Below are 21,019 nucleotides of genomic sequence, written 5' to 3' on the forward strand. Positions count from 1 at the left end.
GCTATCTTTCAAGATAAACATGGCAAAGGCATCAACACTCTTTTATTTTAAACCCTTTATTGGCCAGGGCTTTAGCAAGACTTTGCTCGGTTTTCACATTCGAAAAATCCAGACCCAGCTTCACGACAGTTTGGGCAATTTCCGGCCTGATTCCTGAAATAATCGTCTCAATGCCGAGCAATTTGGTGCTGTCAATCACTTTAAAAATTTGATAGGCTACCATGGTATCAACGATAGGAACGCCCGAAATATCTAAAAATAAATACGAGAGCTTTAACGCTGAGCACTGCTCCAGCACAGACTCCAAAATCGTCCTCGCTCTGTGCGTATCAATTTCACCGACAAGCGGAAGAATCCCAATTCCATCAGTAATCGGCATAATCGGCGCACTCAATTCATTAATCATTTCTTTTTGCGCGTTTAATTGTATCATGGTCACCTGGTGATATTCTCCCGTAAACACTTCGATGATCTCATCAATGTTTTGATTCAAGATCCGGCTCCACTCATAAAATTCCTGAATGCTGATGTCTTGAGAAGAAGCTTCGCTGAATTTATGAATCCATTCAAACATGATGTGCCTGAAAGTGTTAAACTGGCCGACACTTTGTGTAACCGTCACTTCATGAACGGCACGGTCTCTGGCGCATTGAAGAGACCACCGGTTGAGCTCATCCTCTACGTCTTCTTTTCTAAGGGATTTTGCTACGATGGTCACCAATAATTCATGCTGGTCTTTTAACTTTTGTTCTAGTTTTTGCTGATCTTTCGCTGAATACAGCCAGCTGCCTGTTGATGTACAAACTTCCAGCCATTGTTGTGTGATATCTTCTTTGTGCTCTGTTAAGTGCTGATCAAGAGCTATCATCTTAATGAGCTACCTCCTGTTTTTGAAAAATGTACGCTATATATGTATAACGCGTCTGCCTTTACACATACTATGTTTAGATTCAATGGGCTATAGCCAAGCGGTAAGGCAATGGACTTTGACTCCGTGATCGTTGGTTCGAATCCAGCTAGCCCAGTTTCTGAACAGGTGAAAAACCGAAGACAAGCTGATTCGAATAAATCAGCGGATCTTCGGTTTTTCATCATGCAGATTGATGAACCGTTTTCTTCTTCGATAACTTCAACAGTTCTCCCGGGTTATAACCAATCACCAGCTTTTTGTTGTCTACTAGAATCGGGCGTCGCAAAAGCTTCGGCTTCTCGATTAAAAGTTCCAGCACCTCATTTACCGTCATTTCTTCAATGTTTAAATTTAAATTTTTGAAAGTCTGGCTTCTTGTCGCCAAAATTTCATCAATTCCTTCTGTCGTTAACGATAAAATGTACTTTAATTCTTCTCTTGTCGGGGTTTCTCTGAATAAGTGCCGTTCGTTAAATTCAATTTGATGTGCTTTAAGCCAATGTTTTGTTTTTCGGCATGACGTGCAGCTTGGATATGAGTAAAAAGTTAATTGTTGTTCCATTCGTTTTTTCCTCCTCAGTTAACCATCTCTTTGTAGAATAACTACCCGGATCATTTTTCATTTAAACCATTTACAGAACTTTTTTCGGATTATTTTTTTAAAAACATTCATACAATAGAAAACACAATCAAAGGGACAAATTCCATTTGTATATTAATAATGAAAATGTTTACATTTCTAGGTGTGATCCATTATAATAACAGTCAGAGGGACTCTCGGGAGGGGATAAAAATGAATCGCATGTTCCGGGTGTTAGGATTTTGGACGGGAATTTTTGCAGTCATGTTTTATTTAGGTGATATGAAAGATGCTTCCCTTTTATTTTTTGGACAGACGATCTTATTTGTGTTTCTATCGTATTTGAACTTAACCGAACGCATGTATATTTATATTTTTGGCGCTTATTTAACGATTTTCTTCGCCGGCTTTACATATTACTCAATTTTTATTATGGTGCCCGGCGGCGGAGGCCATTAAATGCAGAAAGAGACAAACCTTATCGGTTTGTCTCTTTTTTTACAATGAAAACCCATTTAAAAACGGATTTTGGTCCTGCTCAGTCAGTACGTTTGTTTCAGGTCCATGGCCGCTTAACACCAGCGTGTGTTCCGGAAGCGTAAGCAGTTTTTCATGAATGGACGTCAGCAGCGTCTCTTGATTGCCGCCTATTAAATCCGTACGTCCTATACCGCCTTGGAACAAGACATCTCCGGAAATGACCAAGTCTGCATCTTTCACGTAGTAAGACACACTGCCTGGTGAATGTCCCGGCGTAAATAATGTTTCCAAATGAAACGGCCCGATATTCAACTCACCGTCGCCTTCAATTAGATGATCTGCAGGCTTAGCTGTGACTTCTATCCCTCGCAGCATGCCGGAGCCGTTTAAAGAAGCGTCCGCAAGCCAATTTTTTTCATTTTGATGCAGGTAAACAGGGATATCCCATTTTTCTCTCACTTCATCAAGCGCCCCAATATGGTCAAAATGGGCATGTGTAAGCAAAATGGCTAAAGGCGTCAGCCCTTTTTCTTTTATGTATTGATTGATTTTATGTCCCTCGCCGCCCGGATCAAAAATCAGACATTGATCATCACTGATGAGAAAATATGCGTTCGCTTGAATCGGCCCTACTGGCATTCGTCTCCATTTCACTATTATCACCTCTTTCTTTTTTATGCTCTTATTATGAGGGTTTTTGAAAAAAGATTCAAACAATCGCAATGAAAACGCTATCGACAAACCTATAAAAAACAGGTAGAATAAAACTGGAAAGAATTGCAGGTTTTTCAATGTAAAGGGGGCTGTGTTATGTTACTTGTCGTGATTTTCGGCCTTGTCGCTCTTTTCGCTTTATGGGGAGTCTTGCGTTCTGTTAGAAATAAAAATATACTCGGGTTTTTATTAGCCGGTGCCACCTTATTTGTCTTTGGATGGTTTACCGTGATGACCGTAATAAACAGCGGGTATCCAACCGCACATTAAAACCTGTATCCGATCGGATACAGGTTTATTTTTATGGCTGTAAATGTTTATTGACACTTTCTATTTTGCTCTCAAGCGTCGTTTTTTTGTCACGCCTGTCATCGATACGGATATTCGTTGCCACTCTGTGCAATCCTTTTTGAAATGGCGCTTCGTGAATTGCCTGAATAACTGCAAAAAGGTCACTGAGTTCTCCCTCGATCAGCGTATTCATCGGTGTCAGCTGATATTTGATTTTCCCTTCTGCTTGATATCCTTCTAATATCTTTTGCACATCGGCTACGTAAGCACTGACACTGGGTGTTTCCGTACCGATTGGGATAATGGTTACATCTGCGATAGCCATCGTTATTCCATCTCCTTTTGATCAATGATGAGTTGCTTCGTTTCATGTGATTTCAATAAAATAATTTGCTCAAAATGAAAGCCGTATAACGCATATTTCCCGTTCGGAGATATTTGAATCGGCTCCATTTCCCGCAGAGACACAAGATCTTTTGTCTCTCCCGATGCTACATTGATTGCTGCGAGCTTATATGCATCGCCGCTTTGTTTGAATGTATAAAACAGGCCTCCTGCTTCATCATAGTCATACTCCATTGGAGCCAAACTTGTATATTTCGCTTGGAGCGGCCATTTCGCTGTAACAGGTGATGTTGATTGCGGCGTTTTAAACTGATACGTCCCTTTTCCTCCGGAAGCTGATTTGACAGTAAAACTCATTTGATGGAAAGAATCGAAGAATAGAACGTTATCCTCAAGCTTCTGTTCCGTCTTAGAAGCTGTATCGAACGTATATAAAGGCCCTGTTTTATCGTCTCTACCCTCTTTTACATAATCAAATGTATTTTTGGATGTCCAATGAATGAACGGAACCTGTACTGGGCTTAAGAAAGATTCGTCTTTTTTAGCATTCACCTGATATGTATGGAAATCCCAGTTTTCATTGAATTCCGTCACCATCATTTGATAAGGATCATACTGATTCCAAGCAGCTTCAAGCTCATACGTTTCGTAATCTTTTTCGTAAAGCGTCTCTCCTTCTGCATTAAGCAAAACCACTGCCGTCTTTTGGCTATGTGTGATTTGCAGCAGAATCATCTGCTCCCTCGCATTGATTTGAACATCAACGATTTGACCATCCGTTTGATAGAGCTTTTTCGCTTTGCCTGTAAAGATGCGGTACGCAAAAAGCTCTGTTTTCGTCGGATTAGACGCAGTATATAATATTGTGCTGTTATTCAGCCAGCCTTCCGCCCCATCCGCTTTTTCCGCGGAAAGCGGTATGATGTCTTTTTTCTCATCTTTTGCCGCCGATGCCTGTTTTTGCTGCTGATGAGATGGTTCGCATGCCGATAAACTAAACAGCAATACCGCCAGCAGAATAAAACAAACTGATCTCATCAGCATTCCCCTCCGATCATCTTTATTCTCTCATATTTGCTTCGGCAGAAAAAAGAAAAAGTTTCAGTTACTCATGAAAAAATAACGCCCTCCACAAGATACCGCTTGTGGCGTTATATATGTGTGAAAACTGCTGAAACGGCAAAGGATTTTGGCCTTTTCCAAGTTCCACCGTATACCCTTCCTTAAAATAATGGTGAATAAACCAATCACGAAATCCAGCATAGCTGTCTATATCCCTTACTCCCTTATAAATGTTCCCGCTTAACTCCTCAAACTCCTTTATGACGGCAGCAGATTCCTCAGGCTCAAGGCCTTTATAGCCCCAATAAATTTCTTCTCCTTGAGTATGAAGAGCCAGCAGTCTGTCAGGCGGATTCTCCGTGATCAGCCGGTACATCGCAATAGATTCCGGCTCCGTAAGCGGAGAGATTCCCGGAAAATCGCGGTAGCTGGGTGCTGTCGGTTTTCGGTATTTTTCAATTTCCCATAATGATGGAAATTGTTTATTTAAATCAACCCCGTTTATATTCGCCTTCCATTCATTAAAATTTGGACGATGTTCATTTAGCCTTTCGAGTTCATCTCTTCTGGCTCCCATGACTTCTGATCCGTTTAAAACAAGATCAACGCCATCCGGATTGACAAGAGGAACGAGGGATAAGGATGTGCTGTTAAACAGCTTTATGGGAGAAAAGCCAAAGAAAGGCGAATTGCAGCATAATGACATACAGTATTCCTTAAACCATTTTAGCAGGACAGACGTTGTAATCCACTCATTCGCATGAAATGACGCGTTCATATGGACCTTTTTTACGGCATGCTCCCCACCAGCCTTCAGCTCCCAGATAGGCCTGCCGAGTACAGAACGGCCAATTTCCCGGCATGAGACAAACGGAAAAACATCAATAATCTTCTTTATTTCCTTTTCAACAGCTGAATCATCATAGATTTTCTCTTGCTCAATCCAGCTATCTGAAAGTTTCAGCTGCCGAGGCTGTAAAAAGCGCTTTATGTCCTGAATGGTTTGAAGCTCTTTGCCGCTATGCTCCTCTATCACATAACCAGGGCAATACAATTGATGTTTTTGTGCGGAGCGATTTGCACTTTTAAGCAATTCCTCGTCTATCTTCAGTTCTTTCGCCACATTGGCCAAATTGTTCTTGATCTCAGGTTTCACCGTAATAAACGCCATCATCATCCCCCTTTTTTGTTACTATATGACAGCGTATTTAAAAAAAGAAAGCCTCCCGCTCACTTCGATGCGGGAGACATTGTGATTATGATGCCTGATCAAGCATTTGTTTTTCTTTCCGCTTTGACGAATTGTCCAGCCTTTTCTGGTCATAAAATCGCAACAAATCCCCATAAATGATTTCATCAGAAAGTGATAGCTCCTGTTTTGCTTTATCAGCAAATGCTTCACATTGTTTTGTCTCTTCTAACGGTTTTCCCGTCTCTTTGTCATAACACGCACCGTCTGTATAAACAACCTGATCTGTGATAAAGCTCCCGTCCCGGAGCACCGTGAAGTCCAGTTTTTCGTCTGAAAGCAGATCGTTGCCGAATTGAATTTGATCTTTCGTATCAATCCCTAAAAGATTCATCAGCGTCGGCCTGATATCAATCTGCCCGCCTACTGTTTCAATGGTTTGCGGCTTTTTATCAGTAATACCCGGAATATGAATGACCAGCGGCACTTTTTGGAGCTGTACCTCTTCAAATGGGGTTATTTCTTTTCCTAAAAACTGCCCCATCGCTTCATTATGGTTTTCTGATATACCATAATGGTCACCATATAATACAATAACAGAGTTGTCGTATAATCCGTCTTCCTTCAGCTTTTCGATAAACCGTTTCAGCGCCTCATCCTGATAACGCACTGTCGGAAAATATTTATTTAGCGTCTGGCTGCTTGAATCATATTCATCAATCAGTTGATCCTCTTCATCAAGATCAAACGGGAAGTGGTTCGTCAGTGTAATCAGCCTCGAGTAAAACGGCTGAGGCAGATTTTTCATCAGCTCTGAAGACTGCTCAAAAAATTCTTTATCCTTAAGTCCCCAGCCGACTGAATTTTCGTCAGTTACATCATACGAGTTAATATCAAAAAACGAATCATATCCAAATGAGTCGTACATTAAATCACGATTCCAAAAGCTCTTATTATTAGCGTGGAGCACCGCTGAATAGTATCCGCTGTTTTTCAAAATTTCAGGAGCGGCCATATATTGATTGCCCGCATTCGTAAAAAATACGGCACCTCGTCCAAGCGGATACAGTGAATTGTCCACGATAAATTCAGAATCCGAGGTTTTCCCTTGGCCTGTTTGGTGGTAAACATTATTAAAGTTGTAGCTCTGTTTTATAAAGTCATTCAGAAAAGGCGTGATTTCTTCTCCATTCAATTTTTCATTAATCACGAAGCTTTGCGTCGACTCTAAGGATACGAGAATGACGTTCCTTCCTTTTGCAGCGCCGAATAAGCGTTTGTTGGCATCCTTCGCATTAGCGGTTACGTAGTTTTCAATCTCCGTCAGGCTGTTGCTGTCTGCCAACGCTCTCTGTGCGGATTGCTTTGACTGAAGAACGCCATCGTAAATATGAAAATTAAACAGGCTAATGTTTTTAACAAGCATTTCTCTGTCAAATGAGCGTGTCAATAGCTGAGGTCTTTCCGCCTCAGACAAGCCCAGGTTGAAGAAATAAACAGAAGCAACGAACAAAAAATAAGCCGCCCGTTCATTTTTCGATGAGGGAATGTCCGATTGAAAAGCTTTTTGCCGGATGTGAAGCCATATTAAAACCGCAATATCTACAGCTAATAGGAGGTCTGTCGGCTCAAGAAGTGTTCCGATGCTGCTTCCGAGATCACCCATATTGCTCGTTTGAAAAAGAACAGGGATTGTTAAGAAATCATTGTAAAAACGGTAAAAAACCATATTTGCCAGCAATACAAACGTGACAAGACAGCTCATCGCGATAATGTAGCGATTTCTGTTTTTGCCTTTTAAAAACAGGCTGAGGCCAAAAATAAGCAACAAAAAACTCAATGGGTTGATAAACAGAATAAATTCCTGTGTTAGATTGTCGATTTTAATATGAAAACTGGTTTTGTAAACAGCATACGTTTTCAGCCACATCAATAAAATGGCAATCAGCATAAATGAAATCTTCGAAAAAAACGTTTTTCGCATTTCAACCTCCTATGCAGCACGCTCAAAAAAATCAGTCTATTCCCAACATTCTCATTAACACATCAAATTAAATCTTAACCTGAGCACAACAAAAAATCAATTTCATTTACACAATTTTAACAATTTTGATGTTTCAGCCATTCATTTTTAGCGATCCAAGCGCCTCCGATAACGCCGGCATCATTTCCAAGTGCTGCGATTGAAATATCAGCAGCTTGGGCTGCCCGCGGAAACGCGCATTTGCGGAATGTTTTCTCGACTTTTGATCTCAGCAGTTCTCCGGCTCTCGATACGCCGCCGCCAAGAACGATTTTGGATGGATTAAGCGAGCTTGCCAAATTTCCGAGCACCAAACCAAGGTGCTTGGCTACATAATCAACCACCTCAAGGGCAATTTCATCATTTTCACCCGCCGCTTCAAACACATCCCGCGCTGACAATTGTTCGGTTGCTTTTAAACGTGTCGTCTTTTTAGCATTTGCTATTTTTTCTTTTGCAATTCTTACAATTCCGGTTGCTGACGCAATTGTTTCGATACAGCCCGTTTTGCCGCAGTTGCAGGGCGCTCCGCCTTCAGGGATGCTGCAAATATGGCCGATTTCTCCGCCGGCGCCATTTATGCCATGTACAATTTCACCATTTGCAATGATGCCGCCGCCAACTCCTGTGCCAAGCGTCACGAGAATGACGTCTTTTGCGCCATCACCCGCTCCCTTCCACATTTCCCCGAGCGCAGCAATATTCGCGTCATTTTCTATAACAGCTGGGATGCCGGTTTCTGTCTCCAGATGGTTTTTCAAAGCATAATTTTTCCACCCTAGATTTACTGTTTCATAAACCACTCCTGCCGCCATATCTACAGGGCCTGGTGCACCCATTCCGATGTATTTGATGATGTGCTTCGGTTTTTGCAGCTCATCCAGCTTGCTGTCGATAGTTTTTGCAATTGTGACAGTAATCGTGTCGCCGGTTTTATCAGTCGGAACTTCCCACTTGTGCTGAATTTCGCCATATTGATTAATAAAAGCGAGTTTAATCGTCGTTCCTCCCAGGTCAATGCCCGCAAACCATATCTCGTCCATTTTTATCACCTTAGCCTTTATAGAAATCTCTTCCGTTTTTTGTTTGTTCCAATTCTTTTCGAAGGACAGCTGCCGCTCTGGCCCATTGCTCCTTTTCAATCATGTGGTTCATGTATAATTCCTTTAATTCATCCAGCATAAACTCAATTTCAAGCTCTCTGTCTCCAAAATAAACAATGTGGCCAAACGTTTTTAACAGCTGCTGCACATCATAAAATGTATTCATTTTCCTCACCATTTCTTGAACTTAACTATCATAAGCGTATTCATAAGGAAGCGGTCAGTCAAGAAGAAAACGCTGACAAAAAAGCCAGCCTCCTTTCCGTATTCCACCTTTATGATTCTTTATTGTTTTCAATTTGTTGCTGCAGCTCCTTGTAGCGCTGCTCCTTCGGCTCCAATTTTAAAGCCAGCCTGATGGCCTTTTCTGCTTGTGCAAGCTCATTTTTTTCCGCATACAATAAGGCTAAATAGTAATATGAGGCATGGTCTTTAGGTTCTTTTTTCACTGCTCGTTCCAAATGGAAAACCGCCTGATCATATTCGCCGATTTTAATATCAGATACAGCAAGAATTTTCAAAAGATCGGCAGAGGCATCTTTTTGCGCTGCTTCTCCGTTCAGCAATTCTGTTACTTCTTCATACTTTCCTTCCTGATACAGCTCGCTTGCCTGCTGAATCAGCGCTGACTCCTGGTGTGAAGGCGAATGCAATCCGTAATATAAAAATCCGCCAGCCAAAGCAATCAGCAAAACCGCTGACAACAATCTTTTTCCAAAGGCTCTGGCTTTGGGCAACCCCAATGCCGCTGCAGCGAAAAAGCCGCCAATCAAGCCGCCGATATGTCCTGAATTATCAATATTCGAAACAGCAAAACCAAAGCCCAGATTGATGATAATAATGACAATAATATTGGTTCCTATGGTTCTTAAAAACATTTTTCGATTAGACAAAGCAACATACAGTAATGCGCCTAAGCATCCGAATATGGCTCCTGATGCGCCTGCCGAAGGATACGGGCTGAACACAAAACTCGCAATCGAACCCGTAATGCCAGCAGCCAGATAAATCAGCAAAAATCTCCCCGATCCATACATCCGCTCAACCGCTGTACCAACCGACCATAAAGCCAGCGTATTAAAAGCTAAATGCGCTATGCCGATGTGAAGCACGATCGGTGTCAGAAGCCGCCACCATTCTCCTTGTGCAATCAGGCTGTTTTCTTTTGCTCCAAAAGCGACCAGCGTCTCCGTATTAGTGCTGCCTCCGTTTATTTCGAGCAAGAAAAACATCAGGATCTGAAGCGCAATAAATAAATATGTAAAAGTCGGTTTTCCGTTTTGAAAAACCGCCGCTTCAGTTTTTCTCTGTTCTTCTTGTTTCAGCACTAGCGAAAGGAAGCGTTCTCGCGCCATTTGCGCGTTTTCAAACGAAGCGTGTTCCTCTGAAGAATCTTCTGTACGAAATGATGGAAAAACCGCTTGAAGATCATCTCGAAGCATCGTTCCTCTAACGATCGCCGGCTCAACTGACACAGTTCCCTTCTCAAAAGTTTTTTTTGCACTCTCTTCCCAGTCATCAACAGGGGCTTCCGTTGAAAAAAACACATTCAGCAGCTTCATCCTTCGTCTGCCCAATTGATGTCTGACTCGTTCTACTCGTTCGGCCTGCTCTTCGATGTCTCTAACCATTTCTTGACGGAAATCAAGATCGTGCTTATAAAGACGAACTAGATCATGAGAGGACTTGTCCGGCGCTTCCAGCCATATTTCATCTGACTCACCGGCTTGTATGACGCCATACCCGCTATTCACCAGGTGCGCCGCAATTTTCCAATATGTATACTCCAGCAAAAACATGTTTACCGCTCCAATAGTTTTTTTTCATTATAACAGCTGGCGCTCCGAAACGCCTACTGAAAGCAAAAAATCCCGTTTTTCACGGGATTTTAGAAAGCTTGCTGTATAAACTTATTGCGGATAAATGGAATTCTTAAAAACAAATGGATAAAAGACCGCCTGATTCCTGGCTGGCTGAGTACAGTATTCATAAGACGGTAGCGATTTTGATAAAACATGACGGCAGAAACCGCGAAAATGGCATATATCAAAAGTTTTTTCATGATATCCCTCCTGCCAATAGGGTTTGTTATTCTGCCTTATTTATTCTCGAATAAGGGACAGGAAAGTTATGAAAAACAAGAAATAATCCGATCCTCTGTTATCAGCTTATGTACCGGGATGTCATGCGGCAAACGGGGTACGTGCGCAAACAGCTGGCACTCCAAAAGCAAAGAGACTGTCTCCCCTTCATATTCACTTAAATAGCGATCATAATAGCCGCCTCCAAAGCCGACCCTAAACCCGTTAACATCAAAACAAACACCTGGAACGATCATCAAGTCAATTTGTGATGGGTTTACTTCTTTTGTTTTTTCAATTACCGGCTCGAGCAGTCCGGCGTAAACGGTTTCGAGCTGATCATCGGTCTTATATGTCCGAAATTGCATTTTCTTCGTGTCCGGATGGCATTTTGGGATGCAAACTTGTTTCCCTTCTTCCCAAGCCTGCTCAATGACAGGACGCGTCGGTATCTCTAATCCTCTGGAGATGGTGACCGCAATGGTGCCGGCATTTTGCCACTCCGGCAGAGAAAACAAGTACTTATACATACGTTCCGTTTTTTGAAGCAGATCTTCATTTGATAAAGCAGACAGTGCCTCCAGCGTCTTTTTTCTTAATTGTGATTTCATCTCTCATCCCCCTCGGAATAGAAAAAAAGCCAGAACCTTTTTCAAAGCTCTGGCTTTTTTCTTACACCTCAAACAGCAAAGCTGTTATTTTGTTTCACGGTGTAACGTAGATTTTTTATCACGTGGGCAATATTTTTTAAATTCAACGCGGTCTGGATTGTTGCGTTTGTTCTTTTTAGAAATATAGTTACGCTCACCACATTCAGTGCAAGCCAAAGTAATATTAACGCGCATTATTTTCCCTCCAAACTAAAATCATTTACTTATTCAGACTTATATATAATACCACTATAATGGACGGAATGCTAGGCTGTTTTTCAATGAATTGCTGAATTATTGAAGATACGCTCATAAAGCTGCAAATATGATGACATAATGAGTCGGGGGTGGTGGAGCTTGAACACTTGTTGTCTGCCAGCTTCTTTTATCCGGCGGGCTTTTTCCCGGTCTTTTAAAAAACTGTCCAGCAGATCAGCCGCTTCCTGTACGAGCGTAAAATCAGCGATGATTGCCGTTTTGTCATGAACCGCATAATCACAAAAACCACCTGACCGAGAAACGACAGTCAGCACACCTTGTTCCATGCTTTCTTGCGCGGCAAGCCCAAACGGTTCATAAGAACTAGGGAAAACAGCCATTTCACAGTGAGACAGTAACGTTCTGATATCTTTCCTATTTAGAAACGGCAGAAACATGACGCGATCCTTCAGGTTATATGCCGCAGCCAATTTCTCATAGCAGGACAGAGACGGCCCCTCCCCAGCCAGCACTAGATAGAGGTCAGGCTGACGCTGCTTCAAGATGGCAAACACCTTTAACAGCTGCGATAATCCTTTTTCCGGAACAAACCTTCCATATGAAAAGAGGAATCTTCTATTCATGCTTCTCGGGATTTTCCCCTTCTCTTTCTCCATAGATGCAGGACTCGGGATAGCGGTTATTTTCTTATGTGCCGCCTTATCAAGAGACCGCTTCATAAATGTGCTTAATACGATCAATGCATCAGCGGATTCTATAAGGAGCCGTTCGGTCATGAGCCTGTATGGGTGTGGGGCTTCTCGGCACACCTTCTTCCTTTCGCTTTCAAGACCGTGGATTGTCGCAGCAAGCGGAAGGCCAAGCCGTTGTTTCAAATACTGGGCGGCAGGGGCAGTTGTGTCATCATGGGCATGAATCAGATCAAAGCGTTTATTGTGTGATAACACATGGCGAACCATTGTAAAGTTAGCATCAGCTATGTAATCTTCAAACTTCGCATACGAAAACAGCTGCCCGCTCGGAGTACAAACCGTAATGTTGATATGAGGGTTTAAATAGGAAATGAGGCGGTTTAAATGGACACCGAGCCCGCTTTTCGGCTCATCGGGATGTTCGGGTGAAAGCATGAGAATGTTCACCGTTCTTTTTCCCCTCTCCCATAACAGGTGTATGCAGAAAATTGCGCCTCCCACCTGGTGTGCGCTTCTTCAATCTGAAAACTGTTTATATGACGAATCCCATTTTCATCAAGATAGATGTCGTCTGTACCGGCAAGCTTGAGAGAGACATTCATTGAATTCACAATTCTGTATTCAGCCCGATATACAGCATCACCAGCCGCCTGTCTAATCGTCCATTCTCCTTTATCATACGTTGTGCGTTTTGTCCTGACAGCTTCAATGTCTTTTCTTTTGATGACAATGCGCAATTCTTTTATCATATCCTGCGTTTTTTCGAAAAGGACCGCTTCAGCCAGCCGCATTGTTTCTTCCGAGATTTCCCAGCTTACGGTCAAGGTGTGAGCGTTTTGAATGATTATGTCGAATGTGTCCCTAAAAAAGGAAAGCTTATGTCGTATATTATAGGGAAATGGGTGTTTATCCATGGACTCCTAACATTCTCCTTTCCAATCGTTCACTTCGTGTTCCTATTAAACCATTACATAAAGAAGAAGCAAAGAAAGATTTCTCGACAAAATCTCGTTTTTTTCGCGAATTCCTTTAGAAACTATTGGTTTTATGGTATAAAAAAGAAGGATAAAAAAAGAATAGAAGGTGATGAAACGTGGAAATTGCTATTATTGCGTTGTTTATCGTCAGTATAGCGCTAATTGCATTCTCATATTCTCAAAGAGACCCGATGAAAGATGTAGAACAGGAGCTCGAAACACTGCAGCTTTCTGCGATGCAGGAAATTTACAAGCTCAAAAAGAAAATGACAGTGCTTGAGGAAGAATTACTGGAAACAAACCTTGTCATTCGCAAATCAAAGCAGAGCGACATCAATCAAAAAATCGCTAAACAAATACTTTCTAAATATAATAACGGTATGTCAGCTGAAGCGATTGCTAAAGCTGAGCATGTATCAGTGGAAGACGTGAATACGATTATCAAAGATAATGAGAAGGTGCTCGTATGACAAAACGGGGCATTCAGGCATTTGCTGGCGGCATCATTTTAGCGACAGCCGTTCTTGCAGCTGTTTTTTATCTGACTGACGAAGATCAGGCCGCTGCTGTAAAAGATAATAAAACAGTAACTGAACAAGACGTGAACAATTACCTTGATTCTAAAAAAATGGTTTCTGTGAACCGTGATGAATATCAAAAACTTCTTGATTCAAAAGAGAAATCGTTGACCGATGACAGCAGCTCAGACACGAAAACAGACAAAGTCAAAACGTACAAGCTCAAAATTAAAGATGGCATGAGCACTGCGGATGTATCTGCTATTCTTGAAAAAGAGGGCATTATCTCTTCGGCTCAAGACTTTAATGACTATGTCATTGATGCCGGCTATCACAAAGAAATTCGTGCCGGCGAGTTTAAAGTAAAATCAGACATGAGTTTCAAAAAGATCGTAAAAACGTTAACACGATAAAAAAACAGGCTGACTCAGCCTGTTTTTTTCATCCAAACTTTCCTGAAATGTAATCGAGCGTTCTTTGGTCCTTCGGGTTAGAGAACATTTTATTCGTATTGTCGCATTCAACAAGCTCGCCCATGTAGAAAAAGGCGGTTTGATCAGAAACCCTTGCTGCCTGCTGCATGTTATGCGTGACAATGACAATTGTATATTTATTTTTCAGCTCTAGAATGAGTTCTTCAATTTTTCTCGTTGAGATTGGATCTAGTGCAGATGTCGGTTCATCCATCAGCAAAATATCAGGATTGGTCGCAAGTGCTCTGGCGATGCAAAGACGCTGCTGCTGGCCCCCTGACAGCGAAAGAGCGGACGTATGCAATCGATCCTTCACCTCATCCCATAACGCCACGTCTTTTAATGACTTTTCCACAATTTCCTGAAGCTTCTTCTTATTTTTGGTGCCGTGGACTCTCGGTCCGTAAGCCACATTATCAAAAATAGATTGCGGAAACGGATTCCCTTTTTGGAATACCATGCCGATATTTTTCCGTAAATCCACGATGTCCACTTTATCCTTTAAAATATTGCTGCCATTATAGTTCAGCTCACCTGCAAGCTTTACATTTGGCGTCATTTGAATCATTAAATTCAATGTCTTGATAAAGGTCGATTTCCCGCATCCGGATGGACCGATAATCGCCGTAACCTCATTTTCATAAATGCTCAAATTGATATTTTTTAAAGCATGATGCTGTCCATACCATAAGTTCATTCCATTGACTTGATAGACTTCCTGTTTCATTACAGCTTCGGTAGCAATACTCATTGCCGCCCTCCTATCCGAATTTCCCGTTAATATAATCCTCTGTCTTTTGCTTTTTCGGACTCGTGAAAATCTGTTCGGTCTGTCCGTATTCTACAAGCTCGCCGTTTAAAAAGAATGCCGTCCGGTCAGAAACCCGCAGAGCCTGCTGCATATTGTGCGTGACAATAATAATTGAGTATTCTCTTTTCAATCCTGTAATTAATTCCTCTATTTTCGCATTTGAAATCGGATCAAGCGCTGAAGCTGGTTCATCAAGCAGAAGAACAGCCGGCTTCATCGCAAGTGTTCTCGCGATGCATAAACGCTGCTGCTGGCCGCCGGATAACGAGAGTGCGGATGAATGTAAACGATCCTTCACCTCATCCCAGAGGGCCGCTTTTGTTAAACTTTCTTCCACAATTTCATCTAAAACAGCTTTATTCCGCTCTCCGGCATATTTCAATGCATGTGTGATATTCGCATAGATCGATTTCGGAAATGGATTTGGTTTTTGAAAAACCATTCCGATTTCTCTTCTCAAGCTGACAACGTTAATATTGCCGCCCAATATATTTAATCCTTCATAAAGGATTTCACCTTCCGCTCTTGCAGATGGAATTAAATCGTTCATTCGGTTAATATTTCTCAAAAAAGTAGATTTTCCGCATCCCGACGGCCCAATTAAAGCAGTCACCGCATTTTTTTCAATATCCATGTTTACATGATGAACGGCTTGTTTATTTCCGTAAAAAATAGACAGATCTTTGACCTCAAGCACGTGATTCTGCTTCGGAACAATAACAGCTCGCTCAGGTTTTTCTTTTACCATTTGTTCAGACATGTTTTTCGCCTCTTTCCGTTCTAATTTGCCGTAAGCTTTTTGTAGATCATCGTGCCAAGCCATCTCGCCGCGAGATTAAACACAAGAACAGAAATCACCAGCACGGCAGAACCACCGTTGGCAATCGCTTCAGCATCCGGAATCATTCCTTGTGTATTGACGTTCCAAATGTGGACCGCAAGTGTTTCAGCGGGCCTGAAAATATTAAGCGGTGATGTTTCCGAAAACGGGTTCCACTCCGTAAAATTAAGACGCGGTGTTGTCAGGCCTGCCGTAAATAATAATGCGGCCGCTTCCCCGAACACCCTTCCTGACGCTAAAATTGCTCCTGTGATGATAGAAGGAATCGCACTTGGAATTAAAACTGTTTTTACGGTATGCCAGCGTGATACACCTAAAGCGAGAGAGGCTTCCTTCAGATCTTTAGGGACTGAACGGATCGCGTCTTCTGTCACACGCACCATGACAGGAAGGTTAAAAACAGTTAACGCAAGCGCCCCGCCTATGATCGTATATCCCCAGCCTGTTAAGTTGACAAACATCAATAATCCAAACATCCCAATGACAATAGACGGAAGAGATGAAAGCACCTCTATACATGTTCTGATGAAGTCAGTTACTTTGTTATTAGGCGCGTATTCAGCCATGAAGACTCCGCCGCCCACACCGAGCGGGATTGTAATCAGCATTGTAATAAACAAAATATAAAAGGAGTTAAACAGCTGATCTCGTATGCCTCCTCCAGCTGCAATGGCGCTCGATTTTGTTGTAATAAATTGAAAACTGAGCTGAGAAACACCGTTTATAATAATATAGGAAAACAAACCTACTAAAATGGCAGCGATAATGGCTGCACACAAACCAAACATTCCGGTCGCCAGTTTATCTGTTATTTTGCGGTTCATTACACTTTCCTCCTAGATGACAAGTAGCGAATAAGCAGGATGAACAAGAATGACATCACCAGAAGCACAAGCCCCATTGACCACAGCGTATTGTTTTCAACACTTCCGTATGTGGTGTGGCCCATATTCAGCGTGATGATCGTTGTCAGCGTTCCCGCAGTGTCAAACAGGCTTTCCGGCAATACTCTTGTATTTCCAATGACCATCTGAACAGCCAAAGCTTCACCGAACGCCCGTGCCATGCCTAACACAACAGCTGTCATCAATGTTGGAAAAGCTGCAGGCACAAGTACTTTTCTGATCGTCTGCCATCTTGTCGCACCAAGCGCGTAAGAACCCTCTCGTAAACTCTTCGGAAGAGAAGCCATTGCATCAGCAGAAATCGATGTGATCGTCGGCAGAATCATAACGGAAAGGACAATCGTTCCCGCCAATAAACTGTGCCCTGTTCCGCTCGATTTGAACTGGGCGATAAACGGCACCAATACTGTAAGACCTATGAATCCATAAACAACAGATGGAATACCGACTAAAAGCTCAATCACCGGCTGCAGCACTTTCTTTCCCCAATTCGGGGCAATCTCTGTCATAAAAATCGCACCTGCAATGCCAAGCGGCGCAGCGATTAGAGCAGAAAGAATCGTTACTGCAAATGAGCCAAAAATAAATGGCAGCACTCCGTATTTCGGATCACTATCTGTAGGATTCCAATTTAAGCTCGTTAAGAATTCAATTGGGCTTACACCATTTACAAGAAAAGATTGCAGCCCCTTCACGCCGAGGAAAATGGTGATTGCAACAGATGCCGCAATCATAATCAGCGCACATGCTGTCACAATCATTCTTCCCCGAACTTCATCCAATTGCCGATTTTGCCTTGAGCTGATTAAACGCTCGCTCACAGACATATTTTCTCTATTGTTTATCATTGTTTTACACTCCTATGAATGTGTTAAGAGGAGAAACGGTTGTCCCCGCACTCCTCTTTTTATTAAGATCAGCTTTGCTTCCCTTTGGCATCGCGTGTCACTTTCATATCAGTAACCGGAATGTAGCCTTGGTCAGTAACAATGCTTTTTTGAATGTCTTCACTCTTTAGATAATCAAGAAATTCTTTAGCTAAACCTGTCGCTTCACCTTTTGTATAAGAATGCTGATAAGCCCAGATCGGATACTCGCCAGTTGCTACATTTTTCGCTTCAGGTTTAACACCGTCAATAGATAGAGCAGTTACTTTGTCATCTGTTAAATATGAGAATGCAAGATATCCAATCGCTCCCGGAGTATCAGCAATGATCTTTTTCACCGTGTTGGAGGAATCTTCAGTAATGCCTTCTGCAGGCTCCGCTCCGTCAAGCGCATATTTCACAAATGTAGCACGTGTGCCGGAAGAATCAGGGCGGTTTACAAGTGTAATCTTTTGGTCTTTGCCGCCGAGCTCTTTCCAGTTTTTGATTTTGCCAGTGAAGATTTTTTTCAATTCATCTTTTGAAATATCCTTTACACCAGCATCAGGGTTTACAGCTGCTGCCATACCAACTACAGCGACTTGATGATCGACAAGCGCTTTTGCATCGATGCCTTCTTTTTCTTCAGCAAAAACGTCTGAATTCCCGATCTGAACAGCTCCTTCAGAGACTTGAGAAAGCCCTGTTCCAGAACCGCCAGCTTGTACCTGTATATCAGCATCAGGGTTTTCTTCCATAAATTTTTCCGCGGCTGCAAGTACTAGTGGCTGCATTGCCGATGAACCAGAAATGGTTAAAGAACCTGATGCCTTTTCTTCTCCTTTTGCAGAATCGCTATTCGATTTTTTACTTTCTCCTGCATTTCCGCATGCAGCTGCAATCATCATAAAAGCAGCCATCAGAAGCATAAGCACCAATTTGTTTTTTTTCATTTCCTGAATTCCCCCTGCGTATAATGTGTAATTTGTCCTACACGTATAGAGTAAAGGTTCTATGTAAAAAGGGTTTGAACCGAATGTTAAGGTTTTGTAAATCAGTGCGTTTTTTTGTATAAAAAAAACGCCCACATCATGTGAGCGTTTCTTTTTAGTTATCAGAAGACGTTGTGTTTTCTGCATTTTCTTCAATTTTGTCTTTATTCTTTTGCTGAGTATCTTCTTTGTCCTGCTTCGATTTCAGCTCAAAATATTTATCCATTACTTCCCTGCCGATTTCGTTTGTAATGGTATATTTAGCGCTGTAATCAATATAAGCCCAAGGGACTACTACAGAGATCGCAATCTCAGGATTATCAGCCGGTGCATAGGCAACAAGTGTCGTATTATAAGTCGATGTTCCTGTTTTTGATTTATCAGGTCCATCATAGAACGATTGTGCTGTTCCTGTTTTACCGGCAGGCTGATATGACGCTGAAGCAAATTGGCTGGCAGCTGTCCCTTTTGTCATCACCCGTCTGAATCCGGCCTGAACCTCTTTAATATATTCACTCTTCATGTCGATTTTATTCAGCACTTCCGGCTGAACGGATTGTACGACAGCACCGATTCCTTTTTCAGGATTAGGATCCCTGACTTCTTTCACAAGCTGAGGTTTTAAGCGATACCCGCCGTTTGCAATCGTTGATACGTATTGCGCCAGTTCCAGCGGTGTATATGTGTCGTATTGGCCGATTGCATAGTCAAGCAAGAATCCCGTCAATCTGTCTGTTCCTTTATAGCCTGTCATTTCATTCGGAAGATCAATTCCAGTTTTGACACCTAATCCAAATTGGCTGAAATAATTACGGAACGTATCAAAGGCCGTCGTATCAATCGGTAAAGCTTGGTGCGGTTTATATTCACCTTTTCCGAGCGCGATCGCTGTTTTAAACATAAATACGTTAGAAGACTGCTCTAAGGCTCTTTGAATATTGACCGGTCCTAAGTTAGTCCATGACTTTTTACCGCGTTTATCCTGACCAATATATAAAGGTTCATCTTGAAAAACAGTATTCAGATTGATAGCTCCGGTTTGAAGGCCTGTCAAGACTGTTGCGCCTTTGACTGCTGAACCCATGGCGTAAGATGACGTCATTGTACCTAAAGCGTAATCATCAATTTTATATTTCCCATTTTCTTGTTTAATCTGCTTGCCCGCCATTGTAAGCACTTCACCGTTTCTTGGGTCCATCATAACAACGAATGCCCGGTCTAACAATTGCGTGCTTGGTCTTGCTTTAGCAGATTTGAGGTTCTTCTCAATGATTTTTTCCACTTCTTTTTGCAAATCAATGTCAATCGTAAGCACGAGATCCTTACCGGCTTTGCCTTCAGATACCGTTTTTGTTCCCGTGACATTGCCGTTTGAATCTGTGATATTTTCGACTTTGGCTTTTTGGCCCTGCAGAAGGCTTTCATATTGGTATTCCAGATAACTTTTTCCGACCCTGTCATTTCGGCTGTAGCCAAGCGACAGATAATGCTCAAGCAAGTTGGACGGCAATCCTTCATCAGAGCTGGAAACACTTCCGAGCACTGAGCGAAGAAGGTTTTTATACGGATATTCACGTTCCCAATCGGACGTGACATCAACACCTGGCAGTTCGTCTAAATGTTCACTTACCACTGCCATTTCCTTCGCTGATACATCTTCGTTTTTGATATATTGAGGGGTCAATGCATAGCCCGAATCCATCTGTCTTTTGATAGCGAGGATCTGCATATCTTTATCCGTCAATTCATTCAACTGCTTATCAGTAATCTGTTTTAGCTGAAGCTGGTATAAATCGTCATCGGATATTTTTTTGTCTTCAACCTGCTGTCTTTCTTTAGAGCTAATGAGCTTTTTCGCTTCTTTCGGTCTAGTCAAAATCCAATAATCTTTTTTATCCCGTTCTGTTACTTTTTTTGTATCGACTTTGATCATGTCAGACAGCTTTTTTGCGATCTTTAAGCGCTGTTCTTGCGTGGTCGATTTAGATCTCGTGTATGTGATTGCATTTAAAGCCTTATTTGTCACAATGGCATTAAAGTTTCGATCATAAATTTTCCCGCGTGGTACCGCTGAGCTGACTTCACTTTGTTCCTGCTTATTCGCTTGGTTTTTGTAATCATCGCCTTGCACGATCTGCTTGATGCCCAGTTCCACAATAATCCAGGTAAATATAACAAAGGCAGCTAAAAATAAAATATTCAGCCGGATCGGAAGCGACTTCTTTTTCTCTTTATGATTTTGCTTTTTTGGTTTATTTCTCCTCATAACATCACCTTTTCTATTTACAGAAAGAAAA

The 21,019-nt window shown here is 42.0% G+C and carries 25 protein-coding genes and 1 tRNA gene; 5 read left to right on the top strand and 21 right to left on the bottom strand.

Going from position 1 to position 21,019, the window contains the following annotated elements; translation table 11 throughout:
- Positions 1 to 31 precede the first annotated feature (31 nt).
- The gene (gene rsbRD, locus bslm_RS11925) at positions 32 to 868 is read right to left on the bottom strand and encodes an RsbT co-antagonist protein RsbRD (protein ID WP_046381180.1); all 837 of its coding nucleotides are present in this window, start codon (positions 866 to 868) and stop codon (positions 32 to 34) included.
- A gap of 86 nt (positions 869 to 954) precedes the next feature.
- Here rsbRD and bslm_RS11930 point away from each other — a divergent pair.
- Positions 955 to 1,025: transfer RNA gene (locus bslm_RS11930), tRNA-Gln, on the top strand.
- 66 nt (positions 1,026 to 1,091) lie between these two features.
- Here the strand turns inward: bslm_RS11930 and mgsR are convergent.
- Positions 1,092 to 1,472: a transcriptional regulator MgsR gene (gene mgsR / locus bslm_RS11935; RefSeq protein WP_003230147.1), complete on the bottom strand. Its 381-nt coding sequence runs from the start codon at positions 1,470 to 1,472 to the stop codon at positions 1,092 to 1,094.
- Between the two features lie 231 nt (positions 1,473 to 1,703).
- On the opposite strand from mgsR, the gene bslm_RS11940 reads away from it, so the two are divergent.
- A complete protein-coding gene (locus bslm_RS11940; protein ID WP_003226300.1) occupies positions 1,704 to 1,949 on the top strand; it encodes a DUF2626 domain-containing protein in 246 nt (81 codons plus the stop codon).
- A 39-nt stretch (positions 1,950 to 1,988) separates the two neighbouring features.
- On the opposite strand, the gene bslm_RS11945 is transcribed toward bslm_RS11940, so the two are convergent.
- A complete protein-coding gene (locus bslm_RS11945; RefSeq protein ID WP_046381181.1) occupies positions 1,989 to 2,624 on the bottom strand; it encodes an MBL fold metallo-hydrolase in 636 nt (211 codons plus the stop codon).
- 156 nt (positions 2,625 to 2,780) lie between these two features.
- On the opposite strand from bslm_RS11945, the gene bslm_RS20815 reads away from it, so the two are divergent.
- Positions 2,781 to 2,954: a DUF2759 domain-containing protein gene (locus bslm_RS20815; protein WP_003230141.1), complete on the top strand. Its 174-nt coding sequence runs from the start codon at positions 2,781 to 2,783 to the stop codon at positions 2,952 to 2,954.
- 31 nt (positions 2,955 to 2,985) lie between these two features.
- On the opposite strand, the gene bslm_RS11955 is transcribed toward bslm_RS20815, so the two are convergent.
- The 12 genes from bslm_RS11955 to bslm_RS12000 form a co-directional block, all read right to left on the bottom strand.
- Positions 2,986 to 3,300, bottom strand: coding sequence for an MTH1187 family thiamine-binding protein (locus tag bslm_RS11955; protein WP_003230139.1), 315 nt, complete (start codon positions 3,298 to 3,300; stop codon positions 2,986 to 2,988).
- A gap of 2 nt (positions 3,301 to 3,302) precedes the next feature.
- Positions 3,303 to 4,358 (bottom strand): YqgU-like beta propeller domain-containing protein, encoded by a 1,056-nt coding sequence (locus bslm_RS11960; RefSeq protein ID WP_004399100.1) that lies wholly within the window; start codon positions 4,356 to 4,358, stop codon positions 3,303 to 3,305.
- 67 nt (positions 4,359 to 4,425) lie between these two features.
- A complete protein-coding gene (locus bslm_RS11965) occupies positions 4,426 to 5,556 on the bottom strand; it encodes a M14 family metallopeptidase (RefSeq protein WP_010886566.1) in 1,131 nt (376 codons plus the stop codon).
- An 82-nt stretch (positions 5,557 to 5,638) separates the two neighbouring features.
- The gene (locus bslm_RS11970; RefSeq protein ID WP_046381182.1) at positions 5,639 to 7,555 is read right to left on the bottom strand and encodes an LTA synthase family protein; all 1,917 of its coding nucleotides are present in this window, start codon (positions 7,553 to 7,555) and stop codon (positions 5,639 to 5,641) included.
- A 116-nt stretch (positions 7,556 to 7,671) separates the two neighbouring features.
- Entirely contained in the window at positions 7,672 to 8,637 is a 966-nt protein-coding gene (gene glcK / locus bslm_RS11975) for a glucose kinase GlcK (RefSeq protein ID WP_003230132.1), read from the bottom strand.
- 10 nt (positions 8,638 to 8,647) lie between these two features.
- On the bottom strand, positions 8,648 to 8,863 hold the full coding sequence (locus bslm_RS11980; protein WP_004399107.1) for a YqgQ family protein: 216 nt from the start codon (positions 8,861 to 8,863) through the stop codon (positions 8,648 to 8,650).
- Between the two features lie 109 nt (positions 8,864 to 8,972).
- On the bottom strand, positions 8,973 to 10,496 hold the full coding sequence (yqgP, locus tag bslm_RS11985; protein ID WP_046381183.1) for a rhomboid protease YqgP: 1,524 nt from the start codon (positions 10,494 to 10,496) through the stop codon (positions 8,973 to 8,975).
- A gap of 89 nt (positions 10,497 to 10,585) precedes the next feature.
- The gene (locus bslm_RS20820; protein ID WP_003230126.1) at positions 10,586 to 10,759 is read right to left on the bottom strand and encodes a hypothetical protein; all 174 of its coding nucleotides are present in this window, start codon (positions 10,757 to 10,759) and stop codon (positions 10,586 to 10,588) included.
- A gap of 66 nt (positions 10,760 to 10,825) precedes the next feature.
- Positions 10,826 to 11,389, bottom strand: coding sequence for a 5-formyltetrahydrofolate cyclo-ligase (locus tag bslm_RS11990; RefSeq protein WP_046381184.1), 564 nt, complete (start codon positions 11,387 to 11,389; stop codon positions 10,826 to 10,828).
- Between the two features lie 84 nt (positions 11,390 to 11,473).
- Positions 11,474 to 11,623, bottom strand: coding sequence for a 50S ribosomal protein L33 (gene rpmG / locus bslm_RS20825; protein WP_003153056.1), 150 nt, complete (start codon positions 11,621 to 11,623; stop codon positions 11,474 to 11,476).
- Between the two features lie 83 nt (positions 11,624 to 11,706).
- Positions 11,707 to 12,786, bottom strand: coding sequence for a glycosyltransferase family 4 protein (locus bslm_RS11995; RefSeq protein WP_029726711.1), 1,080 nt, complete (start codon positions 12,784 to 12,786; stop codon positions 11,707 to 11,709).
- Positions 12,783 to 13,253, bottom strand: coding sequence for a hypothetical protein (locus tag bslm_RS12000; RefSeq protein WP_009967744.1), 471 nt, complete (start codon positions 13,251 to 13,253; stop codon positions 12,783 to 12,785). The genes bslm_RS11995 and bslm_RS12000 overlap by 4 nt, the downstream gene beginning before the upstream one ends.
- Before the next feature lie 179 nt (positions 13,254 to 13,432).
- Between bslm_RS12000 and bslm_RS12005 the strand changes: the two genes are divergently transcribed.
- Positions 13,433 to 13,786 (top strand): hypothetical protein, encoded by a 354-nt coding sequence (locus bslm_RS12005; protein WP_014477348.1) that lies wholly within the window; start codon positions 13,433 to 13,435, stop codon positions 13,784 to 13,786.
- On the top strand, positions 13,783 to 14,247 hold the full coding sequence (locus tag bslm_RS12010) for an endolytic transglycosylase MltG (RefSeq protein WP_014480272.1): 465 nt from the start codon (positions 13,783 to 13,785) through the stop codon (positions 14,245 to 14,247). The genes bslm_RS12005 and bslm_RS12010 overlap by 4 nt, the downstream gene beginning before the upstream one ends.
- Positions 14,248 to 14,275: 28 nt before the next feature.
- On the opposite strand, the gene pstB (bslm_RS12015) is transcribed toward bslm_RS12010, so the two are convergent.
- From pstB (bslm_RS12015) to pbpA, 6 genes are all read right to left on the bottom strand, one after another.
- On the bottom strand, positions 14,276 to 15,058 hold the full coding sequence (gene pstB / locus bslm_RS12015; protein ID WP_014480273.1) for a phosphate ABC transporter ATP-binding protein PstB: 783 nt from the start codon (positions 15,056 to 15,058) through the stop codon (positions 14,276 to 14,278).
- A gap of 10 nt (positions 15,059 to 15,068) precedes the next feature.
- Positions 15,069 to 15,878, bottom strand: a complete 810-nt coding sequence (gene pstB, locus bslm_RS12020) for a phosphate ABC transporter ATP-binding protein PstB (RefSeq protein ID WP_015384102.1) — start codon at positions 15,876 to 15,878, stop codon at positions 15,069 to 15,071.
- Between the two features lie 20 nt (positions 15,879 to 15,898).
- Positions 15,899 to 16,783, bottom strand: a complete 885-nt coding sequence (gene pstA, locus bslm_RS12025) for a phosphate ABC transporter permease PstA (RefSeq protein WP_003230103.1) — start codon at positions 16,781 to 16,783, stop codon at positions 15,899 to 15,901.
- Positions 16,783 to 17,712 (bottom strand): phosphate ABC transporter permease subunit PstC, encoded by a 930-nt coding sequence (pstC, locus tag bslm_RS12030; RefSeq protein WP_014477352.1) that lies wholly within the window; start codon positions 17,710 to 17,712, stop codon positions 16,783 to 16,785. Before pstC ends, pstA begins: the two co-directional genes overlap by 1 nt.
- A gap of 68 nt (positions 17,713 to 17,780) precedes the next feature.
- Positions 17,781 to 18,683: a phosphate ABC transporter substrate-binding protein gene (locus bslm_RS12035; RefSeq protein WP_015714269.1), complete on the bottom strand. Its 903-nt coding sequence runs from the start codon at positions 18,681 to 18,683 to the stop codon at positions 17,781 to 17,783.
- A gap of 154 nt (positions 18,684 to 18,837) precedes the next feature.
- Positions 18,838 to 20,988 carry a penicillin-binding protein 2A gene (pbpA, locus tag bslm_RS12040; RefSeq protein ID WP_046381185.1) on the bottom strand — a complete coding sequence of 717 codons (2,151 nt, stop codon included), beginning with the start codon at positions 20,986 to 20,988 and terminating at the stop codon, positions 18,838 to 18,840.
- Positions 20,989 to 21,019 lie beyond the last annotated feature (31 nt).

The organism is Bacillus sp. LM 4-2 (assembly GCF_000978495.1).
In the GTDB taxonomy this organism is placed as follows: domain Bacteria; phylum Bacillota; class Bacilli; order Bacillales; family Bacillaceae; genus Bacillus; species Bacillus subtilis.